Raw genomic sequence first — 12,482 nt, 5'->3', positions numbered from 1 at the left:
TGCATCAGCTTGCTTTGCGATGCTAGTTGCATCTGTGCCTTTTAGAGCTACTTTATCTTTGTCAGCGCCTGTTTGTAAAGCTTTAACAGCAGTTGCAAGTTCTTTTTCTTTGTCAGCTTTTACTTTTTCTTTTGCAGCTACATCATTTTTTAGAGCATTGTTAAGCGCATCATAATTTTTAACTGTGCCTTCATAAGTTGTAGCAGTTGTTTCAGCTGTAGCAAGAGCAACGGCTTTTTCTTGGATAGCTGGGTCTAGAGTATTTTTTATATCATCAGCTAGTTTTTCATCACGCTCTTTAACTAGCTTAGCATGCTCATCAGCAAATGCTTTAACAAATTCATTCCATACATTTGCATTTTTATCGCTAAAAATTTTAGCTATGTCATTAGCATTTGTAGCTGGGTTAGCAAAATCAAGTATTACATCGCCTGTAGCTTCTTGTTTGCCACCATTTGCATCGATATTAACCTTAACAGCACCTGTGTTATCGATAGTTAGCTTTGAAGTCTTATCAGCTGCTACTAACTCTAAAGAACCGCTAGCTGGTTTTATCTTAGTTAGCTCATCTTTTATAGCAGCAACTGCGTCTGAGATCTTTTTGAAAGTTTTTGCTTTTTCAGGATCGGTATTTGTATTAGTGCCATCCCAATCTTTTAACTCTTTGATGCCTTGCAAGATTTTAACTTGAGTCATTACATTATTGAAAGCATCAGCTTTCTCTTTTTGACTGGTTTTATTAGCTTTAATAGCATTTTCTTTGTTAGATACAGCAGTATCATAGGCGCTTTGTTGTGGCGTTGGCGTTGCAAACGCACTAGAAACTGCAAAACTAGCACCTAGAAGTGCTACGCACGCAATCTTTGAAATTTTCATTTCAACTCCTTTATTAAATTTGGTTGCCCTATTATCCCCCCCCGCTTAGTTTTTACTTAAATTTTGTTATTTTTCTCTATTTATATTTAATAAATATTAAGAAAATATTTCATAAAAGTGACAAATAAATAATAGAAATAAATTTAAGAGTTATTAGTATTATATTTTAAGGATAAGTAAACATAAATATAAAAATTTATATAAAAAATATAATGCGCTTAATAATATCTTTAAGATAAAAATTCAACTCATAGCTGAGATATCAAGTTTTTTATGATTATGCAAGAGTTTAAAAATTTTAATGTTAAATGTGTAAAAATGTAACAATATCTAAAAAAGATTATTTAAGTTTTGATTGATATTTTTATAAGATAGTTTGACTTTATAAAAATATTACTTTAGCGGGATGACAAATTTATAAAAATTTTGAAGAGATAATGGTTAAGATAAATCATTAGCAAATTTAGGGGCAAAGCTGCCCCCTGGTTTTAGTAAAGACCGAAAGTTCCGTCTGTTCTTTTGTAGATGACGCGCATTTTGGCATCAACATCGTTAAATACGTAAAATTGTTTATCGCTTGATTTTAGTTTATCAAGCGCTTCTTCTACCTCTAGAGGTTTGTAAATTTCAAGCTCCATAGGCACGATCTCTTCGACACCTTCGATCTTTTCTTCGCCTATTCTCGAGCGAAATTCTTTATCATCAGCCTTGCCTTTTACGGTAAATTTCTTATCGTGCTCTCTTCTTAAAACTTTTGAAGCCTTTTCAATAGCAAGATCGATCGCTGCATAGAGATCTTTATCTTTTTGGCGAACGACTATCGTGTCTTTATGTGCCATATTTAGAGAAAATTCTGCATTAAAGCCCTTTTTACCTTGCTTTTCATCTGCTCCTACTACGCATCTTGCTGAGATGATGTCAAGGTTGTACTTGTCAAGGGTGTCAAAAGCGTCTTGGATGTAGTTTTTGATGGGCTCTGTTAGCTCAAATTGTTTTCCTACAATGCTTATGTTCATCGCAATCTCCTTTATAGAAAGTAAGATGATTATAACACGACGAAACTAAAAGCAAATTAAAGTAAAATCTTTATAAAATTTTAAAGTTTCTGAAGAGTTCGTTTGTGAAAATTTATAGGATTTGAGGCTTTTCCTGGTTTTGAACTGACAAAGACATCGAGCATTATCGTGCCTTGATTTGCTCCAGTAGCAGCCACTGCGTCACCAGAACAAATGCCCATATCGCCAAAGTATTTTACATATACTTTAAAGGTAAAGAGATCACCAAATTCGCCAGCTATCGGATTGTCTTCACTTGCATTTTCGCTTTGGTTCCCTAGACAAGTGGTGCTAAAGTCATTGCTTATGATAGCTAGCATGGCGTATTCTGTCGCTGCACGGGCTACTAGCTCACTTTGCTCTCTTAGATAAATTTCGCTATTTTGCTTAACTGAAGTGCTAGCGATCGAAAGAGCTAGCATACAAATAGAGCTTGCGATCACCACAAAAAATATCGCTGCAATGAGCGTAAATCCTCGCCTCATCAATAAACCGCCTTTGACTTGCAGATGGTTATCTCTGAGTTTTTTGCCCTCATGCAAAGCTTTAGCACGATGACACCATTTTTTTCTATAAATACAAATCTCGTAACATTTTTGGCAAGGGTTGCTTTTTCGCCATTTTTATAGCCCTGTCCCATCCATGGACGATAGTCGTAGTATAAATTTAGATCAAAGACGCCATTTGCTGTATCTTTTGGATCAGCGCTTTGCTCTGGCACTATGGCATTTGCTGTGTAGGCTAGATGATACTGTTCTGAAATTTGTTTGTTTGCAAAACCAGAAATTTCTAGAGTGTCACCATCAATGCTTTTTACACCAACTTTTGCTATGTCTAAATTTAAAATACCTTTATATCCAAAAGAGTTTTGCACATCATAATAAACATCAGAAAATATCGCAACAACGCCACCATCTTTGTCTTTAAAATCAACACATCCACTCGCATTTTCTTTGCAAGTTAGGTCTTTTATGGTCTCAACAACTTCAGTAGAAAAATTGCTTCCCGGACTTATTAGACCAGTTGCTGGCGAGCTTTTAGTAAGATCTGCGTAGCCACTATATCTGCCTGCTTTATTACCAGAAGGCACATCGTTAAAAATTTCATACGCATAAGGGATAAATTCTAAAATTTCATAGCCACTATTTAAATTTACCCTGCTATCGTTTAGTGGCAAAAACCCTCCACTAGGTTTTCTAGCGATCACGCTTGGCTTTATGCGGTGCTCTAGCCTCTTTGAAATTTGCTCCAGTGCGATCTCCGTTTGCGTCTCGAGCTCATTTACTGTCCTTGTTTGAAAGTAGTTTGAGTAGATGTTCATTATAGCGTTAAAGCTCATCATAGCGATGATGCCAAGGATGACTATGACGATTATAAGCTCAAGGAGAGTAAAGGCTCTTTTCATTTCCATACTTTCGTATTTAGCGAGCCGCCCTCACCTAGGTTAAAAGCGTAGGCTTTTAACACTGATGTCGTCTCTTGTTTTGTGTCATTTTTATATGAGGTAACAGTTACTATTATCTCTTTTACGTCACTGCCTTTTAGTGGTAAATTTGGCTTAAAGTCTCCATTGCCCTTTTTTATTGTGGCGTTATAGTCTGATCCGACGATATAGTCTCTGTTTTGATTTGCCGTATTTAAATTTTTATTTCTTTTACTGTAATAATCTACCGACCTTATCGATGCATCAGGTGGCTCTAGGTCTGGTGAGTTTTCATAGGCAAAAACTCTATGCCCATCGCCTGTTATTTTGTTTATCTTATAAAATTCATTTCTTTTATCGCCTGGCTTTAAGATGATAGGAAAAAAACAAGCTGTCTCAGCGCTAGCACTAACGTTTGAGGCTTTTATGATCCTATTACTAAAAGGAGCTTTTAAGATAAGTCCTATATAGGTTTTAGCATTCATCAAGCTCTCTTGTGTAATAGCCTTTTGATTTAGCTCGGATGTCGTTTTTAAAACCAGAGGTATTGAGATGCTAATTATCGCCACGACGATGATAGAGAGGATAAGCTCTATAAGAGAAAAGCCTCTTTTTACCAAGAAATTCTCCTATTTGTCTTATCACTTAGATCGTTAAAGTTATTTTCACCACCTACAACATTTCCTACATCGCCTCTATCTGAGCCACTTTTTAAGGTCTTACCAGCCCAGTCGCCATTTGGCACGAGAAATCTCACATTAAAGTCGCTTGTTACTGCATTTTTATCAAATTCATTATATATCTGCCACTCTCTTGCATGCATTTTAACCACATCAGTGACTGCTTTTGGATTGCTTATAAAGATAGTTTGAACACCGTCTTGGACAGCGCTTACATCATTTCTTAAAATGGTTTCACTAATTTTATTTGTAAAACTAAAATCTGAAAATGCAAGCATCGATGCCCTATAGTGTGGATTAACAAACCAAAAAGGAGCCGATGGAAATTCTTGCCATGTCTCTCCAGTTGTTTGGTCTTTCATATATTCATTTTTGTCACACCCGTTGCAATAGGCTCCATAGTAAATTTTCGCTATAAATCCTAGATACGAACCCTCATAATACGGTGCATAGACCCTGCCATAGTAAAGTTTAGCAGATGTTTTTTCGGTAGGACCTGGTTTTGTATATGGCGCACTGCCTAATTTTCCATCGCTTATGCTTTTAAACCCAAAGTCATCACTTGAGACTGTGAAAGGATTTTTTGCAAGATTTACCTTTCTGGCAAAATTAAAATAGACTTCAGCAGTCGCTTTACCATCTTTAAACGCACTCTTATCAACATAGAACATTCCTTTTGTCGCAGTTGGTCCAATGCGCTTTTTTGTCCTTGAAAAAGGTATTTGAAAGAATAAAATTTCATCATTTGCTTTTTCGAGCGTGCCAGCGTTTCCGTCATTATCTGTGTAGTTTAATGGCACTTGATCAAGCCCTATATCAAAACTAGTGACATTAGCATAGCATCCGTCTTTATAAAAAGTTGCGGTGTCGCGGTTAAATAGTCTTGCTACAACATCAAAAGTCACTTTCACCTTTTGATGATGGCTACTATCGATATAGGTAACACTATCGCTTGGTATTATTTTTAGATTACTTATCTCAAGATCTTCTGGCTTAAATTGAAATAAAATGTTATTTCCTTGTTTTATCGCCATATCACAACCAACCCTACCCTCGTTGTCTGGGTCTTTACTAGGGTCATTCTCGCTCGAGTCTCTCACGCAGTCGTCTGCTCTTGGACTTACATGTTTATCGTTTCTAGTATAGCTTGTATCTTTTATCTCAAAGTATGCATTACCTATATCAGAAAACGAAAATGGCTCTTCAGCCCCAGAAGAATTTAATCTAAAAATATTACCGATGGCTTTATTCTCTTTGTCAAAGACAACTTTTAGTCTATTGTCACTCAATAACCCTGAAGCATCACAACCGACTAAATTCATAGGATGAAGACCGGCAACTTCATTTGAATTGCTTATGCCATCTATCGTATTTATATAGCCTTTTGCTATTACGTCATCACTTGTTAAAGCAGCGAGCTTGTAGTTTGTGTATGATTTTCCACCTACAAGGTCGAGATTTTTTCTTACAACAGCATTTAAATCTGTGTCATATACAGCAAAATAACTAGGTCTAACAGCAAAGTCATCTAAATTTTCGCATGCTACGATCTTGGTCTGTGTCGCAGGAGTGGCTTGCGAAGCTCTTGTATGTGAAATTCTAAATTTAAGACTCTTATATGCCTTATCTACCTTGATGCCCTCTAGTAAGACCTCGCTTTTTCCATTAAATTTTACATCATCTTTTTTATATAGATTTTTATCTTCGCCTACATATAAACTTGTATCATCATCACAAGACTTAACTAGCTCTACCTTTACATCTCCTACCAAAGAATTTGGCTCTTTTTTACTACCGTCTTCTCCGTAGTTTGTTATATATACATTAAAAGGCTTTCCTATTATTTGAGTAAGAAGCCTATTTTTATTTTTTCCGCTTCCATCGTCTTGATTAGTGCTTGGTAAAAAATTATTTGGTTCGTCTTCTTCTATTTCTATATTATGTGAGTAGGGATCGCACTTTTTCATATCTATTTCATATGGCGTTAGATCTAAATTATTGTTTGCTATCGTAGCCTTATAGCTATTTTCTATAAATTTTGTATCAAGTTTAGTCTCAAAAACGGCATAAGCGCTATTTGCACCATTTGTCTCTAGCTTTCCACCTACATTTGGCTTAGCACCATGTCCTAAAAAAAATGTCAGTGTATCCCCACTTAACTTTTGTAAGCCATCATTGTCATTAAATTTTTGATACAAAGGATTACTCTCAGAAAAGGATGATGGTTCTGCGACAACTCTTATCGCAGCAGATGTATCGTCTTTATAAATTTGTCCTTCACTTATCTTTGCTCTAAGAGCAAAATTAGTAACAGCTTCATTTGTGGGATTTTTTACTTTTAAGATAGTTTTTAAAATAGCACCTTTTGGCAACTTTATAAAAGAGTTTTTTGCTAATGGTATAAAATTCGGGTCATCTGGCTTTTTTTTATAACTAATATCTTCTACATAACATACATGTGGTTTATATACACGGTTAGAAAAAGCAACAAGTGCTAAATTTATATTTTCACTTGTTGTTATATTATTGCCAGAGGAATCAGTATATTTCCTCTCAGCAACCGTTACCTTCATCTTAAGTGAATCTTGTGAATTATAAGCAAAATTCGATATGTTAAAAACATCTAAATCTAATTGGTTATTATAAACTCTATCTGTATTCATATGAGCGCCAAATTTTGTAAAAGACGAGTTAAATTGATTGTTGCTTGGGTTTTCTGCATTATAGACCGTATCACTATTGTCATTATCATGAAAAGGTTCATAGGCTTTTTGTATCTGTATCTTTTCTCCATCTACTTCACGTTTAGAGCCAAGAGCAAACATAGTAAATGTTGCATCTATATCTCCACTCTTTGGAGTATATATATCATCGAATCTCAACTCAACATCATCAAAGTTGGCACTGCTAGGACTATCTACTTTTATAGGCTCAGGTGCTAACATCTTAAGTCCATCATATATAGTAACTAGCTTTGTATCTATATTTTCATCTTTAGCAGTTTTATCATCAAAATTATATATGATAAGCAAAGTCCAACCAGCATATTGCGAAGGAGAGTATTGATCCCAGTAGCCACTACTATCTTTCCCTAGAAAATATAGCAAAGAACCGGTTCTCGAAAAACCTGGATAATCTGATATTTTTAAATTATACCCCCCTCTAATAACCGCTTCAGTATCATTTATACTTATAAAATCAGGTCTAGGATCAACCGAGGTAGCCCTTATATTTCCAGCTGCAAATGTTCTATCTTGCGAAGTAGTTCCAAAACTCTCTCTTACCTCTTTCGTCACATCTGCACTCGCTGTATATAGATAAGTTATGCCAGCTTTAACAGCAATTTGCTGAGGAGCAGACCAATCTGCCATAAAAACAGAATACGACATAGATTTTGGACGATACTCACTAAAAGAGCCAAGCCATTTTATATCTTCTGGCTTGGCATCTATAGTTATCGCTTGTGATTTACCAGGGACTTTAAAATCTATTTGTGAGTAGCCTTTTAAAAATTTCATAGCATTTGAATAAAAATTTATGCCACTATTTGCTGTATCGTAAGGAACAGTCCAGTTTTGTGTGATAGACCCAGCCCAATAAAGCCTAGCATAGACTATGTTTTCACCTTTTAGGTTATTTTGTATATAAGTGTTTTTTTCACTAAAATCAAAAGTGGATTCCTCTGAATTTTGACAATAAGAAGTATCATTTGGATCATATATAAAAGAAGTTTGACAAATTTTTGAGCTATTTGCAGGAAAATTTGCATTATTTATAAAAGATTTTTTTACAATACTAGACCTAAGTGAGCCTGTCGAAGGTGTAAATTTATACCCATCACCATAATAAGCTGAGTTTGGTAACAAAATGGTAGCACCAATAACAGCCATATCTCCATTTACTCTAGTGATATTTTTACCATTTACTTTTCTTATGGTTAAGCCATCTTTTGCATTATTATCTACCGCTCCAACCAAGTCTCTTTTTGCACTATTGCTTGGAACATATACATAGTAGCCATTATTAGCCATGCCACCATTATCGACATCACCACCAGAAAAACTTGTCGTATATATGCTCCAAGTTCTATTAAATTTTTTTATACAATGTGGGATATTTTTAGAAGAGCCAGAGTTATCTTTTTCGTCATCTATCATACATTTATAACTTATATTTCCACGTGGAGGGAGGTTGCAACCGAAAGAAATTTTTTCACTTGGTGTGCACTCTCTAACTGCAGAAAAACTAAATGTAACAACAAAACAGAGTAGATATACTATCCTACGCAAGAAAATGCCCTCCTTATAACAATAACAAATCAATCATTGATTTTATAGATGTTTTACTGCTTTTGTATGAAATTTTCTATCATTTCAGCTTGTCCGTATTGTGGATATTTTGTAACGTCAAGCACTACTTGAGATAAAGTCATATTGTCCATATTGCAAACGATAGGAGCTACGAAATTCACGGTTGATTTTTCAAGCGGAAGCGCAACTACGATGATGTTGTAAATTCTAAGTTGCGAACTCTCCTTAATGTCCATAAGCTCTTCATAGTAGCTTGGGATGTCAAATTCATAACTTCTTAACGCGAAAGGATTTATCATTGTAAAAGATGTTTCGTCATCTTTGCTCGCTAGCTTAACAAAAAATTTATCGAGCTCAATAAGTTCCATCGTCTTGATATGCTCGAAGCCTAAAATAGGGCTTTTAACACTAAAAATCATACTAACTCCTGTTTTGTAAAATTGCCTTATTTTAGCATAGTTTTAAAAAATTTATACAAAAATAATGCCAAAAAATGTAAAATAAGCGAATTTAAAATTTTTAAGGAAAAGCATGAAAAAATTTTCTAAATTTCTAGCAGTCGTAGCTCTTTTAGGGCTTTTTAGTGGTTGTGCTGAAAAATACACCGAACTTTACAATCTAACTCCAGATGAGTGGTACGCTCAGGTCATCGCTGACATCAAAGATGGCGATCTGGAGTCAGCTGATAAACACTATGTTTCAATGGCTAGCGAGCACGTTGCAAGCCCACTTTTGGAGCAAATTTTACTCATCCTTGCCCAAGCTCACGCAAATGACGAAGAGTATCTCATGGCAAATCACTATCTTGATGAATACATCAAAAGATACGGCGACAACGGCCCAAAAACAGAATTTGCTCAGTATCTAAAGATAAAAGCAAATTTTGACTCATTTACCCAGCCAAACCGCAACCAAAAGCTAATGGAAGATAGCGTAACTGAGATCGAAAAATTTCTTTATATGTATCCAAACACTGAGTATAAGCCACTTATCGAGACTATGCTTATCAAATTTAAACTAGCGCTTTACTTCCTAGACATGCAAATAGCAGATCTTTACAAGAGAACTGGCCGTGATGTTTCGGCTAAAATTTACGAGCAAAAGCTAGAAGAGTCGCCGTTTAAAAACTCAGACCTTATCAAACCTGACGTGGCATGGTATAGAAAACTGTTTGAATAGGAGAAATTTTGCAAATAAACGAAAACAAAAGCTTCCCAACTGAGATCCCTATCATCGTTGAGGACGAGCTATTTTTATATCCATTTATGATAACACCGCTTTTTTTAAGCGACGAAGAAAATTTAAAAGCGCTTGAACTTGCCATACAAGGTGAAACGCCGATCCTTGTCGTGCCTACAAAGCCACAGCAAGACGGCGCTAGAGACTTTGACGGCATCTATGACGCAGGCGTTATCGGCACGATAATGCGCCGTGTGCCTCTACCTGACGGACGCGTAAAAGTGCTATTTCAGGGCATCGACAAGGGCAGAATTTTAAAACAATCAGGCATAAATCCGCTCCGCGGCATCGTCGATATGCTCCACGTCAAGCGCCCATCACAGGTCAAAACTGACGCTCTAATCGTAGTTTTAAGAGAAAAAGTAAGAGAGCTTTCGCAGTTTAGCCACTTTTTCCCACCTGATCTTTTAAAAACGATCGAAGAGAGTGCTGAAGCTATCAGAGTTTGCGACCTAGTCTCAAGCGCACTTCGTCTAAAAAAACAGATCGCTTATAGCTTTTTTGTCGAGGAAAATTTAGAGCAGCGCCTACTAAAGCTCATAGATTATGTCATCGAAGAGATCGAGGCAAACAAACTTCAAAAAGAGATCAAAAATAAAGTCCATTCAAAGATCGACAAGACAAATAAAGAGTACTTTCTAAAAGAACAGCTAAAGCAAATTCAAGCTGAGCTTGGAGCGGACACGAGCCGAGAAGAAGAGCTTGAAGAGTATAATAAAAAGCTTGATGCGAAGAAGAAATTTATGGCTGAGGATGCCTATAAGGAGATCAAAAAACAAATAGACAAGCTCTCTCGCATGCACCCAGACTCAGCAGATGCAAACACCTTGCAAAGCTACCTTGACTGGGTACTTGAAATTCCATTTGAAAATGTAGCTAAAAAAAAGTCATCTATCACCGAAGTGAGCAAGCACCTAAATGCCGATCACTACAGCTTAGAGAAGCCAAAAGAGCGCATAGAGGAGTATTTTGCATTGCGTGAGCTTTTGGAGCTTAGGGGCGTTGGCGAAAAGGTAAATAATGGCGCCATTTTATGCTTTGCAGGCCCTCCAGGTGTGGGTAAAACCAGTCTTGCAAACTCGATCGCAAAGGCGCTAAAGCGCGAGCTAGTTAGGATCGCACTTGGCGGACTTGAGGACGTAAACGAACTAAGAGGCCACCGCCGCACCTATATAGGCGCTATGCCAGGCCGCATCGTGCAAGGGCTCATAGAAGCCAAGCAAATGAACCCAGTGGTTGTACTAGATGAGATCGACAAGGTCGGCAGAAGCTACAGAGGCGATCCGACCGCTGTTTTACTTGAAATTTTAGACCCAGAGCAAAACAACAAATTTAGAGACTACTACCTAAATTTCAACATCGATCTTAGTAAGATCATCTTCATCGCCACAGCGAATGACGTGAGCATGATACCAGCTGCACTTCGCGACAGGATGGAGTTTATCGAGCTTAGCTCATACACCCCACAAGAGAAATTTGAGATCGCTAAAAAATATCTCTTGCCTCAGGAGCTTAAAAAGCACGGTCTAAAACCAAGTGATGTAAGCATCAGCAAAGAGGCACTTGAGCTAATCATAAGCGACTACACAAGAGAGAGTGGCGTGCGAAATTTACGCCGCAGGATCGCTGACATACTAAGAAAAGTCGCCAAAAAAATCCTCACCAAAAAGAATGAAGGTAAGATTAGCGTCACGGCTAAAAATTTAAAAGAGTTTTTAGAAAAAAAGGTCTATGAGATCGAGCCAGCGGATAAAAAAGACCAGATCGGCTTGGTAAATGGCCTCGCGTGGACGAGTGTCGGTGGCGACGTGCTAAGGATCGAGGCTATCAGGATCCAAGGTAAAGGCAATATGCAGATCACCGGTCAGCTAGGTGACGTGATGAAAGAGAGCGCTCAGATAGCATTTAGCGTCGTAAAAGTGCTGATAGATAACAAAAAACTAAAAGTGCCGATGGCTATTGTGCCAAAATTTGATGATGACAAGCATAAGCTTGAAGCCAGCGACGTTTATAGACGCTACGACCTTCACTTACACGTGCCAGAGGGTGCTGTGCCAAAAGATGGTCCAAGCGCTGGTATCACGATGGCAACTGCGATCGCATCGATACTAACTGACACAAAAGTCAAGCACGATATTGCAATGACTGGCGAGATCACGCTAACTGGCAGAGTTTTACCTATCGGCGGACTAAAAGAGAAGCTGATCGCCGCTCACAAAGCTGGCATCAAAACAGCTCTCATACCTCGTAAAAACTATGATCGCGACCTTGTCGATATCCCAGCCGAAGTAAAAGCTGATATGAAGATCATCGCCGTAGATACTATCGATGACGTCTTAAAAAACGCTCTTGTAGATAAAAAATAATCCTTATTCTAGCCCCATTTTGTCTCACTCGGGGCTAGAAAAATTTATAAATTTTGATGATCCTAAAATTCAAGCAAAAAACCATATAGCGCATAGAAGCAATTAATAATTTAAACAATATAACGCGGAAATTTCTAGTAAATTTTAAAATTTCATGAACGAGTAATTTCGGCTCTAAAATTTGAGCTAAGCGATAAGCGAAGCCAAATTTTAGTAGTCAATTCTTGCGAGTGAATGAAATTTTAAAATTTGCAAAATAGCGTGTTTCTCTTTTTTGAAAAAATGGACTTTAAATTTAAAAACTTTTCTTCTAAAAGGGAGACAAGGGGACTTGAATTACGAAGCCGTCCCCTTATCCCCCTTTACTTCCCCTAAACCCCTCGCACGTTCAAGGTGCATGCAATGGCGCTAAAGCGCTGCATGCGCTTTATCATCGGGCAAGTGTCAGGCAAATTTTAAAATTTCATGAACGAGTAATTTCGGCTCTAAAATTTGAGCTAAGCTGTAAGCGAAGCCAAATTTTAGTAGTCAAT

General features: G+C 37.1%; 9 protein-coding genes. 2 read left to right on the top strand and 7 right to left on the bottom strand.

The features are described from left to right. From UNSWCS_RS05390 to fliW, 7 genes are all read right to left on the bottom strand, one after another. Nucleotides 1-876: hypothetical protein (locus UNSWCS_RS05390; RefSeq protein ID WP_035143561.1), on the bottom strand; the 876-nt coding region annotated here is incomplete at its 3' end. A 488-nt stretch (nucleotides 877-1,364) separates the two neighbouring features. Continuing rightward, the gene (gene hpf / locus UNSWCS_RS05385) at nucleotides 1,365-1,892 is read right to left on the bottom strand and encodes a ribosome hibernation-promoting factor, HPF/YfiA family (protein ID WP_021087646.1); all 528 of its coding nucleotides are present in this window, start codon (nucleotides 1,890-1,892) and stop codon (nucleotides 1,365-1,367) included. 80 nt (nucleotides 1,893-1,972) lie between these two features. After that, nucleotides 1,973-2,416, bottom strand: coding sequence for a hypothetical protein (locus UNSWCS_RS05380; protein WP_021087645.1), 444 nt, complete (start codon nucleotides 2,414-2,416; stop codon nucleotides 1,973-1,975). Next, nucleotides 2,416-3,336, bottom strand: a complete 921-nt coding sequence (locus UNSWCS_RS05375) for a prepilin-type N-terminal cleavage/methylation domain-containing protein (RefSeq protein ID WP_021087650.1) — start codon at nucleotides 3,334-3,336, stop codon at nucleotides 2,416-2,418. The genes UNSWCS_RS05380 and UNSWCS_RS05375 overlap by 1 nt, the downstream gene beginning before the upstream one ends. Next, on the bottom strand, nucleotides 3,333-3,974 hold the full coding sequence (locus UNSWCS_RS05370) for a prepilin-type N-terminal cleavage/methylation domain-containing protein (protein WP_021087649.1): 642 nt from the start codon (nucleotides 3,972-3,974) through the stop codon (nucleotides 3,333-3,335). The genes UNSWCS_RS05375 and UNSWCS_RS05370 overlap by 4 nt, the downstream gene beginning before the upstream one ends. Then, a complete protein-coding gene (locus tag UNSWCS_RS05365; RefSeq protein ID WP_155242299.1) occupies nucleotides 3,968-8,323 on the bottom strand; it encodes a hypothetical protein in 4,356 nt (1,451 codons plus the stop codon). The genes UNSWCS_RS05370 and UNSWCS_RS05365 overlap by 7 nt, the downstream gene beginning before the upstream one ends. 53 nt (nucleotides 8,324-8,376) lie before the next feature. Then, nucleotides 8,377-8,763 carry a flagellar assembly protein FliW gene (gene fliW / locus UNSWCS_RS05360; RefSeq protein ID WP_021087648.1) on the bottom strand — a complete coding sequence of 129 codons (387 nt, stop codon included), beginning with the start codon at nucleotides 8,761-8,763 and terminating at the stop codon, nucleotides 8,377-8,379. Nucleotides 8,764-8,875: 112 nt separating this feature from the next. Between fliW and UNSWCS_RS05355 the strand changes: the two genes are divergently transcribed. Beyond that, nucleotides 8,876-9,523, top strand: a complete 648-nt coding sequence (locus UNSWCS_RS05355; protein ID WP_021084369.1) for an outer membrane protein assembly factor BamD — start codon at nucleotides 8,876-8,878, stop codon at nucleotides 9,521-9,523. An 8-nt stretch (nucleotides 9,524-9,531) separates the two neighbouring features. After that, the gene (gene lon, locus UNSWCS_RS05350; protein ID WP_021087643.1) at nucleotides 9,532-11,949 is read left to right on the top strand and encodes an endopeptidase La; all 2,418 of its coding nucleotides are present in this window, start codon (nucleotides 9,532-9,534) and stop codon (nucleotides 11,947-11,949) included. Nucleotides 11,950-12,482 lie beyond the last annotated feature (533 nt).

The sequence above is a fragment of the Campylobacter concisus UNSWCS genome, assembly GCF_000466685.1.
Classification (GTDB): Bacteria; Campylobacterota; Campylobacteria; order Campylobacterales; family Campylobacteraceae; genus Campylobacter_A; species Campylobacter_A concisus_A.
This window is presented reverse-complemented; position numbering and strand designations above follow the sequence as displayed.